This window comes from Acinetobacter sp. Tol 5 (genome assembly GCF_019702905.1).
Taxonomy (GTDB): Bacteria; Pseudomonadota; Gammaproteobacteria; order Pseudomonadales; family Moraxellaceae; genus Acinetobacter; species Acinetobacter bereziniae.
In genome coordinates this window covers 358413-377747 of the sequence record NZ_AP024708.1, presented here as the reverse complement: position 1 = coordinate 377747, position 19335 = coordinate 358413, and the positions used below count along the sequence as shown (strand labels likewise).

Below are 19335 nucleotides of genomic sequence, written 5' to 3'. Positions count from 1 at the left end.
AATATGTTTTTAGAAGAATACGTTTAATTCTAGATATTTTTAAGGATCATCGTATAATTTTATTATTCCAATTATAAAATTAAATTTAAAGTGTTTTGGGGATGTCTATGCAAAATGGTTCACCTAAGTTTTCGGGTTATATCCGTCGCTTAGTCGATGAAGGCTTTTTATCTGCTCAGCAAATGAAAGATGCCTTAACAAGTGCTCAAAAAAGTAAAACCCATTTGGTGCCTTACCTGATTGAGAAATTAGCGATCTCACCATTGCTGATCGCTGAAATGATCTCCTCCGAGTTCGGTGAGCCTATTTTTGATCTAGACAGTTTTAATCCTGAAATGTTGCCCAAGGACATTGTGGACGCCGGTTTAATCAGCAAACATGGGGTGATTCCATTGGTGCAACGCGGCAATATCTTATATGTTGCCACCAGCGATCCCACCAATATCGAGGCACTTGATGCGATTCGTTTTAGTTGTGGTCTAAACATTGAGCCAATTATCGTTGAACAACATAAATTAGACAAAGCTTTAGCCAAACATTTTACTGTAGAAGAAAGCTTTAATTTTGGCGATGAAGATTTTGATGTTGATATTATTGCAACAGATGAAAATGAACCCGCCGAGCTTGATGAAGAAACTGCTGAAGAAGAAGCGCCGATTGTTAAATATGTCAATAAACTATTGATTGATGCCATTCGAATGGGCGCCTCGGACTTACATTTTGAACCTTATGAAAAAAGTTATCGTGTTCGTTATCGTGTAGATGGTGTACTCAGAACTATCACCAATCCCCCTCTGCAATTGGCGAATCGTTTAGCATCCCGTTTGAAAGTCATGTCTCAAATGGATATTTCAGAGAAACGTATTCCTCAAGATGGGCGGATCAAACTAAAACTGTCTAAAACCAAAGCTATTGATTTCCGTGTCAACTCCCTGCCAACATTGTTTGGTGAAAAATTAGTTTTACGTATTCTTGATCCTTCCAGTGCCATGTTAGGGATTGATGCTTTGGGCTATGAAGAAGACCAAAAAGCTTTATTTATGGAAGCCTTAGAAAAACCGCAAGGCATGTTATTGATTACTGGTCCAACAGGTTCTGGTAAAACCGTATCGTTGTATACAGGCTTAAATATCCTCAATACCGAAAGTTCCAATATTTCAACCGCAGAAGACCCTGTCGAGATTAACTTGGAGGGGATTAACCAAGTAAACGTCAATCTAAAAGCAGGATTGACCTTTTCGGTCGCGCTAAAATCATTTCTTCGTCAAGATCCAGATATTATCATGGTCGGGGAAATTCGAGACCTTGAAACGGCTGAAATTGCAATCAAAGCAGCCCAAACAGGTCATATGGTGATGTCCACACTGCATACCAACAGCGCACCTGAAACCTTAACCCGTTTGCGCAATATGGGTGTGCCATCCTTCAATATTGCAACATCGGTCAATCTTGTGATTGCACAACGTCTTGCTCGGCGCTTATGCAACCACTGTAAAGCACCTATTGAAATTCCGAAACAAAGTTTGTTAGAACTGGGCTTTACTGAACAAGACTTAAACCATCCTGATTTACAGATTTTTCAGCCTGTGGGCTGTTCTGAATGTAGAGAAGGTTATAAAGGACGAGTCGGTATTTATGAGGTGATGAAAGTAACACCTGAAATTTCAAAAATTATCATGGAAGATGGCAACGCACTACAAATTGCAGCAGCATCTGAAAAATTGGGGTTTGATAATTTGCGACGTTCGGGTTTAAAAAAGGTTATGAATGGTTTAACGTCTTTACAAGAAATCAACCGCGTAACCAGCGAATAAATATAATCAATATTTAAGGAAATTGTTATGGCAGCTAAAAAAGCGCAAATGATGCCTACCTTTGCTTATGACGGGGTTGATCGTAAAGGAATCAAGGTCAAAGGAGAATTGCCTGCACGGAATATGGCACTTGCCAAAGTCATGTTGAGAAAGCAAGGCATTACCATTAAAACCATTCGAGAAAAGAAAAAGAATATTTTCGAAGGCTTAATGAAGAAAGGAATATCAACTTTAGATATTACCATTTTTACCCGTCAACTTGCCACCATGATGAAAGCAGGTGTGCCCTTGGTGCAGAGTTTTGAAATTGTTGCTGAAGGTTTAGAAAATCCTTCTATGCGAGAAGTGGTATTAGGCATTAAAAGTGAAGTTGAAGGCGGAAATACCTTTGCTGGCGCACTGAGAAAATATCCCCGCTACTTTGATAACTTGTTTTGCTCCCTAGTCGAGTCGGGTGAGCAATCAGGTGCTTTAGAGACTATGCTAGATCGTGTTGCGATCTATAAAGAAAAAAGCGAATTATTAAAGCAAAAAATTAAAAAAGCCATGAAATATCCAATCTCAGTGATTGTGGTTGCAATTATTGTCACCATTATTCTCATGGTTAAAGTTGTCCCGGTGTTTCAAGAGCTGTTCAGCTCTTTTGGTGCAGATTTACCAGCTTTTACTCAACTGGTGGTGAATATGTCCAACTGGATGCAGAAGTATTGGTTTATCTTTTTAATTATGATTGGCATCATTATCACTGCTTTTTTAGAAGCCAAAAAGCGAAGTCAAAAATTTCGCGATTTTTTAGATAGAACCGCACTCAAACTGCCTATTTTTGGAGATCTGGTCTATAAAGCGATTATTGCGCGTTATAGCCGTACCTTAGCCACCACCTTTGCGGCAGGGGTTCCCCTCATTGAAGCACTAGAATCTACTGCGGGTGCAACCAACAATGTGGTTTACGAACAAGCTGTGATGAAAATTCGTGAAGATGTTGCCACAGGTCAACAACTGAATTTTGCCATGCGTGTCAGTAATAAATTTCCTGCTATGGCAGTGCAAATGGTGGCGATTGGAGAAGAATCTGGTGCATTGGATGCGATGTTGGATAAAGTGGCTTCACATTTTGAAAGCGAAGTGGATAATGCGGTAGATGGTCTCACCTCAATGATGGAGCCCTTAATTATGGCAATCTTAGGTGTAATCGTTGGCGGTTTGGTGATTGCAATGTATCTTCCAATTTTCCAAATGGGTTCAGTTGTTGGCGGATAATGATGAACATATTCAACGATTTTTTAAACCTTCTGAATCAATCATCGACTGCACTTTATATTGTTGTCGGTCTAGTCAGTCTATGTGTCGGTAGTTTCCTCAATGTGGTGATTTATCGCACACCAAAGATGATGGAAAAGGAATGGCGCCAAGAGTGGCAAGCAGAATGTCAATTGCTTGCTGGTTCTCAACAGATCGTCATTGACGAAGAAAAACTGAGTCTGAGTCAACCAGCATCCACCTGCCCACAATGTAAAACACCGATTCGCTGGTATCAAAATATCCCCGTGATCAGTTGGTTGGCGTTACGTGGTAAATGTGCTTCATGTCAAAACCCCATCAGTATCCGCTATCCTTTGGTTGAACTACTGACAGCAATCTGCTCCTTAACCGTTGTTGCAGTATATGGACCAACACTGCAAATGGTGTTTGGTGTATTGCTGACTTGGGTGCTGATTACTCTGACCTTTATTGATTTTGATACACAATTACTACCTGATCGTTTTACCTTAACACTCGCGGCTGTGGGTTTAGGAATTAACTCATTTGAAATATATACCACGGCAAACGCTGCAATTTGGGGTTATATTATTGGTTTTCTTTGCCTATGGATTGTCTATTACCTGTTTAAAATCGTGACAGGTAAGGAAGGCATGGGTTATGGTGACTTTAAGCTTCTTGCTGCACTGGGTGCTTGGATGGGACCGTTGATGTTGCCTTTAATTATCCTACTTTCTTCGGTTGTCGGGGCAATCATTGGCATCATCCTGTTAAAAATTCGTAAGGAAAATATTCCTTTTGCTTTTGGACCTTATATCGCCATTGCAGGCTGGATTGCATTCTTATGGGGCGAACAAATCATGAAGATTTACTTAGGTCAATAATTTAAACATCAATGAGGATGACAACATGACTTTTATCTTGGGCTTAACAGGTGGCATTGGAAGTGGTAAATCCGCAGCAAGTCAATGGTTTGAGTCCCAAGGAATTGTTGTTGTAGATGCAGATATAGTGGCACGAGAAATTGTTGAAAAAGGTCAACCTGCGCTTAAAAAAATCCAAGAGGTATTTGGCGATTGGACTTTAACGGCAAATGGTGAATTGGATCGTCGCGCATTAAGAGAACATATTTTTAAAGATGCTAAGGCACGCCAACAGCTCGAGTCGATTACCCACCCTGCGATTCGAGCTTCAATCATTCAACAATTACAAGCAGCTAGCAGCCCCTATGCGATTTTGGTTTCTCCACTGTTGTTTGAAACCAATCAGCACGAACTGACTCAACGTACTTTATTGATAGATGCCAGTGAAGACTTACAAATCTTACGTGCATCGCAACGTGATGGGCAATCTATTGAACAAATTGAAAAAATCATTGCAGCGCAAATGCCACGACATGAAAAGCAAAACCATGCAGATGATATTATTTTAAACGATGGTCATATTGATCATCTATATGCAAAATTAACACCCTTACATCAATACTATCTAGAGCTTGCAACAGCTTAATTATGCACTATCACTCACCAAATCAATAACATGCAATTAAAAAATACTCATTGATTATGTTTATTAACATCTAAACGTTGTTGCAAACTGTCTTTATGGCTAAACCAACGCCAAGGCTGTAGTGCCCCAATTCCCATACCAATCAAACCGCAGATCATTGCCAAACTTAATGGCTCATTTAACAAAGGCACAGCAATTATTGCCGCGATAAAAGGTGCAAGTGTTACGATACTGCCTGTTTTAAATGCACCAAGACGCTTAATCGCTTCTACATAGGCTAAGGTTGCCACGATCACGACAAACACACCATGAAAAAGTGTCTGCATCAATAAATGCGGTGTTGACGCTTGATCCAAATGCTTTGGTAAAAATAATAGATACATCGGTACATAAACGATAGCGGACCAGATCGCCACACCAGCCATAGAATGCCATGCAGAAAGCTTCCACTGACGCAGTAATACTGTAAAAATTCCCCACCAGATTGCACTGAGAAAAAATAGCAAATCACCAAAACCAAATGCCACACCTGTTTGTTGATACATCAAGAAACTCATCACGGAGATCGCCAATAACATAATAATCAAACTGATCCATGTATGTTTGTCAAAAGGTTGGCGATAGAGCAAATAACCCGCTAAGGCAGTACATAAAGGAATACAACCATTTAGAAAAATTGCGGCATGGGCTGCTGGTACAAAATGGAATGCACTATAAGAAGTTAAGCAATAAACAACACCACCGACCATAGCCAAAATAAAAGGTTGTTTTTTAAATAGAAAAGCGGTGTCTTTTTTATAAATTAAAATAGGCATCAAAATACAAAATGCCAAAGAAAAACGTAATGCGGTAATATCCCAAGGGCTGATATGCCAAAGCGCATTCAGCCTTGAGGTAATGGTAAATCCGCCCCAAATACACATGGTGATTGCCACATAAATGTAGCCTTGGGTACGAACAGTCATCATGATGTTTTCTCAAATACGATCAATCATCGTAATGATCGTATTAACTTGCTTGACGTTGGCGACATGCTTCGTACAATGCCATACCTGTCGCCACACTGACATTCAAACTTTGCAAATTTCCAGACATGGGAATAAATACAGTTTGATCACATTGTGATTGGGTAATTGGACGCAAACCCGTATCTTCGGCACCCATCACCACACATACAGGCGTTCCTGTAAAATCGAACTTGTGAATAGGCAATGCCTTTTCGTCTAACATGGTGCCCACCACACGAACATGATAATGCTCTTTAATATGACCAAGTGTTCGCGCCAAATTGGTCACTTGAATAAATTTCACTTTTTCAGCACCACCCGCAGCGACTTTACGCGCAGTCGGCGTCAATGTCGCTGAACGATCACGTGGTACAATCACGGCTTCAACCCCCATCGCTGCTGCTGTACGAATACATGCACCAAGGTTATGAGGGTCTGTGATGTGATCAAGTGCCAACAACAATGGTGAATCAGTGCTTTCTAAAAGTTGATCAAGATCTTTTTCGTTCAACACAGGATGTGGGCGTACTGCCGCGACCACCCCTTGATGAAAAGGTTGTCCTGCAAGTTTTTCCAAACTATCACGACTGGCTTTTTGCACACTGATCCCAAACGGTTCAGCAAGCTGCAAGATACGTTGCAAACGCTGATCATCACGCCCTTTTAACGTAAATAAGGTTAAAACACGTTCAGGTTCCAACTCTAATAATGACTCCACTGAATGAACGCCATAATAATATTCGGACTTCGCCATGAACAACCTCATTAACAACAGGATGATAGAAATGAAAAATCCTGCAAAGCCAACTTTACAGGATTTTATTTGATGATTCAGTTTAACCGATTTAGCTGAGAAATTCTTTGCTTAATTTCAAAACACTCGCATTGTTACAGTGTTTAGCCTTCCAAATGACAAACGTAATCGAGTACATCGTCTGTTTCAATTTTAAAACGGCTATTTCCAGGGACATAAAAAGATTGTCCGGCACGGAACAGCTCACTTTCTTCGCTGTCGGCAATCTTGACACGACATTCACCAGAAATAATTTCCATACGCTCTGGGACATGTGTTTCAAATGTTAAAGCTTCCTCAGTAGGAAGAATAACGCCTAAAGTCTTTTTTGTTCCGTCTTCAAATTGCACAGTGTGACTAATACATAGACCACCAAAATATACATTGGATTTTTTAACTACGGATACGTGATCGTACTGAGCTGACATGCGTATTCTCCAGATAATGCGCATTTATAAAAATTATGTTCGATGTAGTTTAATGTCGTGCCACAAACTAATCAATCGAAGATTTTATTGTGGTGGTTTCGCGCCTTTACAAATTGACATGGGTAATCGTCATCAGTTCATATCTACACTAAAGCAAAACCTGAAAACGCAACTCTAATACAAGCAAAGGATATGCCTATTTTTAGTCTCAATTTGCGTTCGATATAAAGTGATTGAAGAATTGTGATATTTACTACTTATCCTTAACTGTTCGAGGCACTCTCACTTCTAAGGCATTATGAATATCATCATTGGATAGATGGATAAAGCTTAGGTTTATTTAGAAATATCACCTCAATACTCGCTTTATACACAGTCTATTGATTGTTTAAACTCAAGACATTTTATTTTCAGCTTAAATCTATTTAAAATACTTAAAAATATGCCTATTAGAATATTTTCTGACTTGTGACTAAAACAAAACTTCACTATCTTAGAACTTCACCGTTCGCAGCTTGGATGCGTTTATGCTGACACACTTAAATCTGATCAATTTTGCTTTAGCGGATAATCTTGCCATTGATATTGAAAAAGGCTTCAATGTCCTCACAGGCGAAACAGGTGCAGGTAAGTCATTATTGTTAGATGCACTATCAGCCTGCCTAGGAGAGCGTACGGACACCAATTATGTGCGTTATGGTTCAGAAAAAGCAGATATTACTGCAGTTTTTAGTTATCAACCTGAAAGTCCTGAAGCAGCATGGTTAACCACCCATGAGTTAGATGATGAATCTGGTGAAATTCATTTAAGACGTGTGATTTTTGCCACAGGTCGCAGTAAAGCATGGATTAACGGGCGTCCAAGTAGCCTTGCTGAACTGAAAGAACTAGGACGTTTGTTGGTACAATTATATAGCCAGCATAGCCAACAACAACTTTTGGAACCACCTTATCCCAAACACTGGTTAGATCGTTATAGTAATTTTTACCAAGCCGCTCAAGATGTTCGTGATGCCTATAGCACATGGCAAAAAAACATTCGCATTCATCAAGCAGCTATAGATGCACAAGCCAATCGCCTGCAACGTATTGATACTTTAAAACTGCAACTCGAAGAGCTTGAAGATGTGATTCGGGTTGACTACAAAGAAATAGAACAAGAATTTGACCGTTTAAGTCACCACGAACACATCATGCAAGATTGTGGATACAGCTTAAATGTGTTGGATGAGTCAGAACAGAATATCACCCAAGAAATTTCATCGATTATTCGTCGTCTGGAATCGCATGCGGGTCGTAGTGAGCAATTGTCAGAAATCTACAACTCTTTGATTAATGCACAAAGTGAAATCGATGATGCAACAGCCAATTTACGTCAGTTTATAGATCGTCAAAGCTTTGATCCTGAGCGTATGGATGAACTCAATAAGCAACTCGAAGTCTTCCATCGTCTGGCACGCAAGTATCGTATTCAGCCTGATGAGCTTAAACAGCAATATGAAACTTGGCAAAATGAATTAGAACAATTACATCAACTTGAAGACCCTGAGACATTGGCAGAGCAAGTTGAACACGCCCATCAAGCTTTTATAGAAAAAGCGCAGTATTTAGATCAAATCCGTCGCCAAGCTGCTGAACCTTTAGCCAAACAACTGACTGAACAAGTTAAACAGCTGGCACTACCTGAGGCGCATTTCGAGTTTAAATTTGAACCTTTAGAACCTGTTACTGCGGAAGGATTAAGCTTTATCCAACTGCTGTTTACAGCCAATAAAGGCATTCCTCCTCAACCGCTCGCGCGTGTTGCTTCAGGAGGTGAATTATCACGTATCGCACTTGTCATGCAAGTGATGAATGCTGAAAAAACCGAAGCTGAGGTTTTGGTTTTTGATGAAATTGATGTCGGTATAAGCGGTGGTACTGCTGAAATTGTTGGGCGTCTATTGGCTGGTTTAGGTCAACATGTACAGATTCTTTGTATTACCCATCAGGCTCAAGTGGCAGCACAATCAGACCAACATCTATTGGTGAAAAAGCTCCAAACTGACCCTGCAAGCAGTACCATTGTGGAACTTGAAGAAGAGGAACGAATTTTAGAGTTGGCACGCATGACTGGTGGTATTGAAATTGGTGAAACCACATTACAACACGCCAAACAACTCCGACAATTAAAATTCCAGCATTCGTAACAAATGCATTTATAGTGTCTATTGCTACTTCAATCATGATTTGAAGCGACCATATAAATGCTCCTCAATCGAGAAGCATTTAACTTAAAGTATGTTTTTTGATTAATTTTTCATCAAACCCATTGCAAAACCTCACTGTTTTTGTAGGCTTTTGAAATATTCACAACCTATTGATATTAATTGTGCTATTTATATAGTTATAGATTTTCTCAAAAATTAAAATATTTAACCTGAGTTCGACAAGGAGCTGCATATCGGTGACCAAACAATATCTTTCTCATCGTTGCCTAATCGCCCCTCCTGATCTTGCGGATGATTTCTTTGCGAATACCGTAATTTATATTGCCCGCCATGATGGAGATGGAGCGCAAGGGATTATTATCAATCGCCCTTCTGGCATTCAAGTCAAAGAATTGCTCAATGACTTAGACATCGCAGCAGATAATGTCCATCCACATGAAGTTTTACAAGGGGGTCCTTTACGCCCAGAAGCAGGCTTTGTTCTGCATACTGGACAACCGACTTGGCATTCTTCAATTGCAGTGGGTGAAAATCTTTGTATCACCACCAGTAAAGATATTTTAGATGCAATTGCCCATAATGAAGGTGTCGGGCGTTATCAAATTGCTTTGGGTTATGCCAGTTGGACTAAAAATCAATTGGAAGAAGAAATTGCTCGTGGAGATTGGTTGATTTGTGACTCAGATATGGATCTGGTATTTAATTTACCTTATACCGACCGTTGGGATGCAGCTTATCGTAAAATAGGCATTGATCGTACTTGGTTAGCTTCTGAGATTGGACATGCCTGATTTAAATTCACCGCAACTCATTATTGCATTTGATTTTGGTACACAAAAAATGGGCATGGCGGTGGGTTCATCTCTCATAGAAAGTGCAACACCGCTTGCACTTTTCCCGATGAAAGATGGCATCCCCAATTGGGATGAGCTGTTAAAAATCGTTAAACAACACCAACCAAATTTATTTTTGGTCGGCTTGCCGCTCAATATGGATGATTCTGAATCTGAATTATCAACCCGAGCACGTAAATTCGCACGGCGCTTACGCCATCAAACCAACATTGAAACAGTTATGGTTGATGAACGTTTGACCACCCGTGAAGCACGAGATGAACTTGAACATTATCAAGCTCAGGGGCGTGCAAAAAAATTAGCCGCTGACAGTATCGCAGCTGCATTATTTATCGAAAGCTGGTATCGAAATCCTGAAGGGATTACGCCATAATTTGAGTCATTTAAATGTCAAAGACCTTTGTAATTTATGGTGTCAGTAAGGGCTTAGGGCAAGCCCTTTTACAAACAATTCCGCAAAGACAAGATCAGGTTTTTGGCGTTTCTCGTTCAAAACCTGAATCAGATCTGCCAAATTTTCATTGGATTTGTGCTGATCTTGCTCAACCTGCACAAGCAAGAGATACCGTAAAAAATCAAATCCAACATCAAACGGTCGATTATCTGATTTACAATGTCGGTATTTGGGAAGAAAAAGCATTTGATACTGATTATGCATTTGAACAATGTTCAGATTTAGAAATTTCCAATTTAGTTCAGACCAATATTCAATCCTGCATTTTGGCAATTCAGTCCTTACTAGAAAATTTACGCCTTTCTGCAAATGCCAAAATCATCTTAATTGGTTCCACATGGGGACTTGATAACCATTCTGGAAAAGAAGTGGTATTCTCTGCCACTAAATTTGCTTTACGAGGGATTGTACATGCTTTACGTGAAACATTACGCAAAGATCAAATTGGAATTAGCATCTTAAACTTAGGTTATTTGGCCACAGAATTTGATATTAACACCCCTGTAGACGAAGTGATTTTACAGAGTGATGCTCAACTAATCCCTTTGCAAGACGTAGTGCTTGCCATTCAATTTATATTATCAACCAGCAAAGCAAGTTGTGTAAAAGAAATCGATATGCCTGCAATGGCAGACTTAAATCTATAAAAAAACCCATCATCGATGGGTTTAAAATTTAAAGTTTAATGACTGAAGTTGATCATTTCTTAGCTTTTTCCAAAATATGTACTGTCACTGTACGCCCTGCAACAAATGCCAATGAATCATGCGGAACATCATCTAAAACAATTTTAACAGGAACACGCTGTGCTAAACGTACCCAACTGAACGTTGGATTCACATTCGCCAACAATCCTGAAGAAGTGGTTCGCTCACGGTCTTCAATCCCAGATGCAATACCTTGAACATGCCCTTTATATTTGATGGAATCACCCATTAACTGTACAGTCACTGGATCATTTAAATGAATTTTATTAAGCTTGGTTTCTTCAAAATAACCAACCACATACAACTGTTTTCGATCTAACAAGGCCGCAACAGCTTGACCAACTTTGACATAGTTTCCGATGCGTAAATCAAAATTTGATAATGTTCCATCCGCAGGCGCCAATACCTCTGAACGTTGTAAATTCAGTTGAGCAAGGTGCACGCTACTATTGGCCGCTTCAATCAAGGCTTTTTGTTGCTTGATACTGGCTTCAGCCTGTTGGACAGCAGCTTCAAGTTGTTGATGCTCAGCATGAGTTTGATCTCGTGTTGCAAACATTTGATCTTGCTCTTGTTTAGAAATTGCACCATCCATTAAATCCGAATATCGACGTGCATTTTTATCAGCAAGATTAATGTTGGCTTTCGACTTCACAATATTGGCTTTTGCCTCAGCAAGTGCAGCTTCCGCTTCAGCAAGTCCAGATTGTGCTTTGGCGAGATCGGATTTGGCCTGCTCAACATCCAAAGCCTGACGAGCCACATCAATTTTAAATAACACCTGTCCCTTTTTCACCGTTTGGTTATCTTGAACCATCACCTCTGTGACTAATCCAGCAATATCGGACGATACTTGAATGACATCTCCACGAATACGACCATCTCGTGTCCATGGCTTAGCATTGTAATAATTCCAAATATGTCGTGCGCAAAGTATCGCAATAATGATTACAATAGCTAAGGATATTGGGCGTATAGCCTTACGTATATCAAACGTTTTCATTTCACAAATCCAATCATTAAACTTAAATTTTTAAAACCTGAAACTTTAAAACCAACAATCTATAGACGCTAAGTCGTGATCTGAATAAAAACCCAATGTATTGACCACAATAAAATCAAATAGGTACAGATATTGAAGATGCCTGGCAATGCAATCCATTCTTTTTCAACCAAGCGATCTGTACCAATACAAACAATTTTCCAAATCAAAAAAGCCACCACAGCTTGGATTAAAAATATTGGGACATAAACACCATAAATATTTAGCTCACCCATATTTATGCTCCAAGTAAAGGTATAGAAGACTGTCGCTCAGCCTGTTGAATATGACACATACTGCTTCGAATATTATTCACTGAAATTTCAATACGATGTCGAATGTCTTCATCACCAACGGCTTGCACATCATCGATCACTTGATCAAATTGTTGGATCAATTGCTGTTTTATATGATCGGTAGATTGGCTATGCTTTTTCTCCGTCCACCACCGTTCAAGCAAATCTTGTAATTTGACAATCGATCTTGTGCTTGCTGATTCTGGAGAAAGCTTTTGCACCAGCTCTTGTAAACGAGTTAAATCAATTGCAGCACTTGATTCAATTAATGCGTTATTAATTTCTACTTTGAGTTGTTCTGACTGAATCTGCTTGGTATTTAAAACACCAATACGATCGAGAATACTTCTTAAATGAATTCTAAAGCCTGTACCATAAGGCATCGTGATACTTTCACGCATCGCTTTATAGTGTAAGGTCAACATGCGTTTTACGGTCATTTCAGGTGACATCGAACGGACCATTTGCATGACACAGACTGAAATAATCGGTCCAATCACCGTTGCAATTGAAGCATCGAAAAAGGTGACTTGATCCATCATATAGCGGTTTTGTAAATTCAATCCCATGACAGTACTCATGATCAGCGGCAAACCCAGTGCATGTAAAGGTGGATGCAAATACAACATCACACAAAACATAATGAAAGGTGCCAATACAATAGCTAATTCCCAAAAAGCGGTCACATGAGGAAAAATGCCATAAGCATAAATAAAAACCAGAAATGCAGCATAAACACTGGCACGAATAAAAATTTTTAATGCAGGTACAGGATCATCCATGAATGTCAGAATACAGGCAGTAATTGCCGCCATCTCAGCCAACATAAAGCCCATTTTCCAACCGCTTAAAATCCAGAATGTACAAGCAAGTAAGGTGGTGAGAAATGCGGAAATTCCACCTCGAACAGCAACACCGTAATCACGATGTAAACTTGGATAGGTGGTGGTTAATGGTGTAATGGATTCTGGTAAGGTGTTGTCTCCCCGTTGCATACATTGCCAAATCAATTTCACCGCACGCACATTTTGAATAAAATGACGAATATCCATTTTCAAGCTGCCCAGAATAATGTGTTGCTCAGGAGATGCATGATCAACAATGGCTTGAAAATCGGATTCAAAATGCTCAGGTAAATGTTTTAGCTGATGTTCAAGAATGACACGTTCATTGTCTAAAAAGTCATCTACATTTCGATGAAACTTTTGCAAATACGGACGATAGTTCAGATCAATTTGATCCAACTGTTTCATTCTTTCAGACATCGCGACCAAATTTGCCACCAACATTGTCACTTGATGCAATAGTTCCTGTAATGGCTTGGTCATCCCTTTAAATTTAGATGTTTCATAACTTAAATGCACCGCCATGGTATGAATATCAGTGGTGTCACGTGTGATATTTGCCAAGAGCTGAGTATAATTTTCAGAATGTTGAGCATCTGACAAAATAGAGTCAAATGCCTGTTTGGTGTCTTGCATGGTTTTAGATACACGCATTTGAATAACAGGTCCAATATGCATGGGAAATATCGTTGCTGAGACAACTGCACTACACACAACACCCAAGGAGATTTCTAAAAATCGCCCCACTGCCATATCAAAAATTGAAACGGTATCGATGTAAAAAATTGAGTTAAAACAAATAATAACTGCGGTATATCCTGCTAACATCACCACATAGCTGCGTGGTGAGCGATCAATTAAAGACAAATAAAGACACAACCCTACCCAAGCTGCCAAGACAAAAGTAAATAACCACGGCGTATTGACCAAATGAGGCATCACGGCAATTGCAAAAATCGCCCCAAACAAGGTCCCTAAAATCCGATAAATACTTTTAGATGCCAGCATTCCCGAATACGGATTGGCAATCACAAAAACTGTACCAATCGCCCAAATGGGATAACTGAGGTTGAGTTCAAACGCAATATATAACGCCAACATGCCAGCAATAAATGTTTTAGTCGCAAAAATCCAATCCAGTTTATTGGGTCTAAAAGCCAATAGTGGTTTGATTAATAACATGTTTGCGGCTCACGATGATTGAATAATGTTGGTTTTTGAGCTGTACGATTTATCTTTTGTTTTATTCACGACCAAAAAAACGCACTGCTTAAAGAAATAAACAGTGTGATGAATAAAAACTGAATAGAGGAACAAATTTAGGATTTTGCTCAGTACAACCATTGAGTAGAGAAAGACTCAATTGACAATGAAAATTTATGCTCAAAATTTAAACTATTTTTCAATAGATAAATTTCGTCATTGGATATTCATGTAGACAATTTTTTCAAAAAACATCAAATAAGTCAATAAAAATATCTTATTTTGATAATAAACTACAATATAGTTTAAATCATTGCTTAAATGTAGTGCATTTTCTCAAAATTAGCACTAAAGTAATAAATCTAGAATCATTTGCAATTACATTGCAAATTCGGCTGTTTTTTCTTGAACAATTTGTTATAAAGTAACATTAATTTTTTATTTTTTGATTCTCACTTATTGAGTAGGTCATCAATGGCACTTTCAAGTTTTGGCAAAATTCTCACCGTCTTAGATTTATTTTCGGTGTCTCGCCCAGTAATTAATGTCGATGTGATTTGTGAAGAGCTTGGTCTATCGAAACCGACCAGCTATCGTTATTTGAAAGAATTAGTGTCGGCTGATATTTTGCAACGTTTAAATGGAACCTCAGGTGACTATACACTGGGTCCTAAAATTGCAGTCATGGATTATATTTCTAGAACGACAGATCCATTGGTGCGTATCAGTAAGCCATTTATGCAGGAAATCTCAGAACGTACAGAACTGTGTTGCCTGTTGACACATTTAAATGATGACTACTGTATCGATGTTCATCATGAGGTTTATCGTGATGAAACGTTATTATCTTATGGGCGTGGTTGTCCTCGTCCAGTATTTATGGGTTCATCACCCAAAGTGATCATTGCCCATTTACCTAAGCAAAAAATTCATGACTATTACAATCGTTTTGCGACCCAACTGGCAGAGGTCAATTTTGCTGAAAATGCTGAAACCTTTATCAATAAAATGAAAAAAATCAAAAAACAAGGCTTCTATTTTTCGCAAGGTGAATTAGATCCTAATGTTTCAGGTCTGTCTATTCCCGTTAAATTCTCAAGCAAAGAAGCACCTTTAGCGCTTACTGTACTTGCCTCTAAAAATCGTTTTGAATACGTCAATACTCAAAAACTGATTGAAACCTTACAAGATTCAGCCACTCAAATCGAAAAACGTTACCAGGCTCTTTCTGCCAATGATCAGCTTTCTGCCTTTCATCCACAAGAAGGGATAAATTGATAATTTAACATTTTGTAATGTTTTTCTCTCTTGATAATGTTTTTACATTCTCATAATATGATTATGTTCTTCAGTAATCCATGATATTTTGGCATTGTTTTTTAGAAGACAATGCCTCCTCAGAGTAAGAAAGCCTATGCCCTTAAACATAGGCTTTTTTTATGCGTACTGGTTTATTTATGATTAGACCACTTGTATTAAAAATTTGATTTACCCTGATGACCTAAAAAAAATAATTCAGGTGATTGGCGAATCATGCTTTTTTAGAAATAATCCAAATATCAAACAATAAAATCATCATTATTTTTCAAGGACTGCTATGAATATTCTTATCGTTCACGCTCACCCTGAACCACTTTCGTTTACCACAGCACTAAAAGATCATGCTGTTGATACACTACATAATTTAGGACATCATGTAGAAGTTTCAGACTTATACGCAATGAACTTTAATCCCGTTGCATCTCAAGCAGACTTTGATAGTCGAAGCAACCAAGAATATTTGAATTATGCTTTAGAACAACGTCACGCATCGAAAACCCATGATCTTGCACAAGACATTCAAATTGAAATTGAAAAAGTGCAAAAAGCAGATTTATTAATTTTCAGTTTCCCCATGTATTGGACTTCTGTACCTGCCATTTTAAAAGGATGGATTGATCGAGTCTTTGTTTCAGGTATTTTTTACGGTGGTAAACGTTTTTATAATCGTGGTGGTATGTTAGGCAAAAAAGCAATGCTCAGTTTTACCCTCGGTGGTCGTGACCATATGTTTGGGCAAAACGCAATTCATGGCGCTATAGACGATTTATTGCTTCCTATTCAGCGTGGCACATTGGCTTATGTTGGATTTGAGGTGCTACCTCCATTTATTGCCTATCATGTGCCCTATATTACCAATGAAGCTCGCCAGCAATTATTACAACAATATCAGCAACATTTGCAGAATTTAGAACAGTTACAAGCTTTAGAATTTCCAAAACTAGAACAGTTTGATGACAAACTTTATCCACTTTAACAAGTATTCGTTGAGATAAAAAAACCATTATTTCGTAAATATCTTTACTGCGATTCAGTTGGATAAAAATAGCGAAAAGTCAAATTTACCCGTGGCTCCACCACACGTGTAGATTTGGCGAGCATATGTTTCCAATAACGTTGTGTCCTTCCTTGCATCACAATCAACTGTCCACTTTGTAAGCTTAAATCTACCTTTTCAGCTTTCCATTTGTGTTTGAAACTAAACTTTCGTGTTGCACCAAAACTCAGTGAGGCAATCACAACATTTCTTTCTGGCGACTCCAAAGAAGGTTCATCATCACTGTGCCAACCTACGCCTTGTGTGCCATTTTCATATAAATTGGCAAGACATGAATTATAAGTATACCCAGTCAATTGCTCGATATGTTGCTTTAGTCGGAATAATGCGGGATTCCAAACATGTGCCTGTTTTGCCATGCCTGAATAATGATATTGATAATGATCATCACCATACCACACGACTTTACGCTCAGTTTGATAATATTGCCCATGCAAATACACTTCATCGTGCTGCCAAGCCAAATGTTTTAAGAAATAAACTAAATATTTTTGACTCTGTTCATGGTCTAAGATCAAGCCAAAATCCTTCACTTCCCCATCACAAGGCAGTAAATTATCTTTCGCTTCAGGTTCAAACAGTTCTAGATTCATCGCTAAACAATCATACACATGTCTACTTAAAGTTTACTTTAGCGCTTCACAATTCAAAACACATGAAGTACTTGTGACAAAATTTATTCAGTTCTAGACTAAAAGGAAACCTAAAAAGCAAAAACTTATGAATTTATGGCAATTATTTCTAAAACTACGCCCCTTTGTACGTCCCTATCGCTGGCTCGTCATCGTGACCTTACTGTTAACACTGATCGGCTCACTGACTGCACAGGTCAATGCACTGACCCTTAAATATGCCGTAGACAGTATCAATCAGCTGATTCAAGCAGGGCAAGGGTTGGCGGATGGCTGGCATATCATTATCACCATTAGCCTTGTTTTATTGGGAAAGGAGATCATCAATGCCATTGTGCAATTTGGGCAAAAGTCATTTGGTGAAAAGCTGAGGATTTTAATTTCGCAAGACCTATCGCAAGGAATCATTGAGAAATTCATTACCTATAGACTGGCTTTTTTCGATCAACAGAATAATCAAGCAGGGAAATTACAAACACGTATTGATCGTGGAGTCAGCTCACTGACTCGTCTTGTACAAATCTTTTTTATTGATATTTTACCGCTATTTAGCAGCGCAATTATCGCTTTAGCTTTAATGTATTATGCCAATTTTTGGGTCGGTTTAGTTGCTACCATTATTGTTCCTATTTACTTCTGGTTGACCTTTAAACAGTCGCAAAAACTGTCTGGTAAACGGCGTGCATTGCGCGATAATTTTGAAAAAAAGAATCAAGGCATTCTCAGTATTATCAATTCGATTACAGTCATTAAATCCTTTAATAAAGAAAGTGTTGAGTCAACCAAACAGTTGAATCTACAAAAATCACTCACCGAAAATCAAATGCAAACCCGCCAAACCAGCTATCTTTTTGATGGTTTGAAAACTTTTATTGAACAAGTTGGTGTGGTTTTCATCATCATTTTAACAGCCTATTTTGTGTTAGATGGTCAAATGAGTATCGGTATGATCATGTATCACGTGTTGTTGTTTAATAATGTCTCTGCACCTATTCGTTCTTTACATCGTATTTATGATGAAATTAACTCGGCAATGATTTACTCCGAAAGCTTCTTTAATATTTTAGAAGCGGACAATGAGATCGAAGCCAGTGGCTCAAGACAACCTAAAATTCTAGGCAAATTTGAACTTGAACATGTCGATTTTACCTATCCCAATGGTTATCAGGCTTTGCATCATATCAACATGACCATACAACCTAATAAAATCACTGCATTGGTGGGCTTATCAGGCGCAGGAAAATCGACCCTGATCAGTTTATTAGATAAATTTTATCTTCCGAATGCAGGCTGTATCAAACTAAATGGGATTGATTTAGAAGAAATTGACACCCACTACCTCCGTGAACATATTGGTTTAGTGCTACAAAAAAACCATATTTTTCAGGGTTCTATTTTAGAAAATATTCGTTATGGTAAACCTCAGTCCAGTAATGAGGAAGTGATACAAGCTGCAAAAAAAGCCTCAATTCATGAACAAATTTTAAAACTACCACATGCTTATGAAGCCGATGCCCTATTATTATCAGGTGGACAACAACAACGTATTGCGCTTGCACGTATGTTTCTTAAAAATCCACCCATTATCTTTTTAGATGAACCTACAGCAAGTTTAGATGCAATCGCGGCTGAACAAATTAAACAAAGTCTGGACGAAATCAAGCAAGGTCGAACGGTGATCATGATTTCACATAGTCTTTCGCAAATTATTGATGCTGACTACACTTATGTCATGAAGGATGGACAAATTGTCGAGCATGGCGAACATCATGAGCTTTACCATCAAGATGGCACTTATAAAGAAATTTTTGATGCCATGGCAAAAAGTTTGAATATTGAAAAAATTGCTCAAACTTTTGAAGATGATACTGAAGAAGAAACACATAGCTAATCACGGCTTATGT

18 protein-coding genes are annotated in these 19335 nt (G+C 38.6%); 11 read left to right on the top strand and 7 right to left on the bottom strand.

The window, feature by feature from the left end:
* The first annotated feature begins 101 nt into the window (after positions 1 to 101).
* The 4 genes from pilB to coaE are packed head-to-tail and all read left to right on the top strand — an operon-like array spanning position 102 to position 4583.
* Entirely contained in the window at positions 102 to 1814 is a 1713-nt protein-coding gene (pilB, locus tag TOL5_RS01735) for a type IV-A pilus assembly ATPase PilB (RefSeq protein WP_035300190.1), read from the top strand.
* Between the two features lie 27 nt (positions 1815 to 1841).
* Entirely contained in the window at positions 1842 to 3074 is a 1233-nt protein-coding gene (locus tag TOL5_RS01730; protein ID WP_042088565.1) for a type II secretion system F family protein, read from the top strand.
* A gap of 2 nt (positions 3075 to 3076) precedes the next feature.
* The gene (locus TOL5_RS22600) at positions 3077 to 3958 is read left to right on the top strand and encodes a prepilin peptidase (protein WP_035300187.1); all 882 of its coding nucleotides are present in this window, start codon (positions 3077 to 3079) and stop codon (positions 3956 to 3958) included.
* A gap of 25 nt (positions 3959 to 3983) precedes the next feature.
* Positions 3984 to 4583 carry a dephospho-CoA kinase gene (gene coaE / locus TOL5_RS01720; RefSeq protein ID WP_199934975.1) on the top strand — a complete coding sequence of 200 codons (600 nt, stop codon included), beginning with the start codon at positions 3984 to 3986 and terminating at the stop codon, positions 4581 to 4583.
* 47 nt (positions 4584 to 4630) lie between these two features.
* Here coaE and TOL5_RS01715 read toward each other — a convergent pair whose 3' ends face one another.
* The 3 genes from TOL5_RS01715 to TOL5_RS01705 all read right to left on the bottom strand — a co-directional run bounded on the left by TOL5_RS01715 (position 4631) and on the right by TOL5_RS01705 (position 6811).
* Positions 4631 to 5551, bottom strand: coding sequence for a DMT family transporter (locus TOL5_RS01715; RefSeq protein ID WP_199934976.1), 921 nt, complete (start codon positions 5549 to 5551; stop codon positions 4631 to 4633).
* 40 nt (positions 5552 to 5591) lie between these two features.
* Positions 5592 to 6344, bottom strand: a complete 753-nt coding sequence (rlmB, locus tag TOL5_RS01710) for a 23S rRNA (guanosine(2251)-2'-O)-methyltransferase RlmB (RefSeq protein WP_004826358.1) — start codon at positions 6342 to 6344, stop codon at positions 5592 to 5594.
* 143 nt (positions 6345 to 6487) lie between these two features.
* Complete coding sequence (locus tag TOL5_RS01705) at positions 6488 to 6811, bottom strand: pyrimidine/purine nucleoside phosphorylase (protein ID WP_004718357.1); 324 nt, start codon at positions 6809 to 6811, stop codon at positions 6488 to 6490.
* 527 nt (positions 6812 to 7338) lie between these two features.
* On the opposite strand from TOL5_RS01705, the gene recN reads away from it, so the two are divergent.
* From recN to TOL5_RS01685, 4 genes are all read left to right on the top strand, one after another.
* Entirely contained in the window at positions 7339 to 9000 is a 1662-nt protein-coding gene (recN, locus tag TOL5_RS01700; RefSeq protein ID WP_151959884.1) for a DNA repair protein RecN, read from the top strand.
* A 257-nt stretch (positions 9001 to 9257) separates the two neighbouring features.
* Entirely contained in the window at positions 9258 to 9812 is a 555-nt protein-coding gene (locus TOL5_RS01695; protein ID WP_004826354.1) for a YqgE/AlgH family protein, read from the top strand.
* On the top strand, positions 9805 to 10248 hold the full coding sequence (gene ruvX / locus TOL5_RS01690) for a Holliday junction resolvase RuvX (protein WP_004826353.1): 444 nt from the start codon (positions 9805 to 9807) through the stop codon (positions 10246 to 10248). The genes TOL5_RS01695 and ruvX overlap by 8 nt, the downstream gene beginning before the upstream one ends.
* Before the next feature lie 14 nt (positions 10249 to 10262).
* Complete coding sequence (locus TOL5_RS01685) at positions 10263 to 10976, top strand: SDR family NAD(P)-dependent oxidoreductase (RefSeq protein WP_199934977.1); 714 nt, start codon at positions 10263 to 10265, stop codon at positions 10974 to 10976.
* 52 nt (positions 10977 to 11028) lie between these two features.
* Here the strand turns inward: TOL5_RS01685 and TOL5_RS01680 are convergent, their stop codons facing one another.
* From TOL5_RS01680 to TOL5_RS01670, 3 genes are all read right to left on the bottom strand, one after another.
* Entirely contained in the window at positions 11029 to 12039 is a 1011-nt protein-coding gene (locus TOL5_RS01680; RefSeq protein ID WP_151798010.1) for an HlyD family secretion protein, read from the bottom strand.
* Between the two features lie 68 nt (positions 12040 to 12107).
* Entirely contained in the window at positions 12108 to 12314 is a 207-nt protein-coding gene (locus TOL5_RS01675) for a DUF1656 domain-containing protein (protein ID WP_004826348.1), read from the bottom strand.
* A gap of 2 nt (positions 12315 to 12316) precedes the next feature.
* Complete coding sequence (locus TOL5_RS01670) at positions 12317 to 14401, bottom strand: FUSC family protein (protein ID WP_009584405.1); 2085 nt, start codon at positions 14399 to 14401, stop codon at positions 12317 to 12319.
* 495 nt (positions 14402 to 14896) lie between these two features.
* Here TOL5_RS01670 and TOL5_RS01665 point away from each other — a divergent pair, with 495 nt between their 5' ends.
* On the top strand, positions 14897 to 15700 hold the full coding sequence (locus tag TOL5_RS01665; protein WP_009584423.1) for an IclR family transcriptional regulator: 804 nt from the start codon (positions 14897 to 14899) through the stop codon (positions 15698 to 15700).
* A 319-nt stretch (positions 15701 to 16019) separates the two neighbouring features.
* Entirely contained in the window at positions 16020 to 16718 is a 699-nt protein-coding gene (locus tag TOL5_RS01660; protein ID WP_009584418.1) for an NAD(P)H-dependent oxidoreductase, read from the top strand.
* 44 nt (positions 16719 to 16762) lie between these two features.
* Here the strand turns inward: TOL5_RS01660 and TOL5_RS01655 are convergent, their stop codons facing one another.
* Positions 16763 to 17392 carry an alpha-ketoglutarate-dependent dioxygenase AlkB family protein gene (locus TOL5_RS01655; protein ID WP_009584385.1) on the bottom strand — a complete coding sequence of 210 codons (630 nt, stop codon included), beginning with the start codon at positions 17390 to 17392 and terminating at the stop codon, positions 16763 to 16765.
* Positions 17393 to 17519: 127 nt separating this feature from the next.
* On the opposite strand from TOL5_RS01655, the gene TOL5_RS01650 reads away from it, so the two are divergent.
* A complete protein-coding gene (locus TOL5_RS01650) occupies positions 17520 to 19322 on the top strand; it encodes an ABC transporter ATP-binding protein (RefSeq protein WP_221260638.1) in 1803 nt (600 codons plus the stop codon).
* The last annotated feature ends 13 nt before the right edge of the window (positions 19323 to 19335 follow it).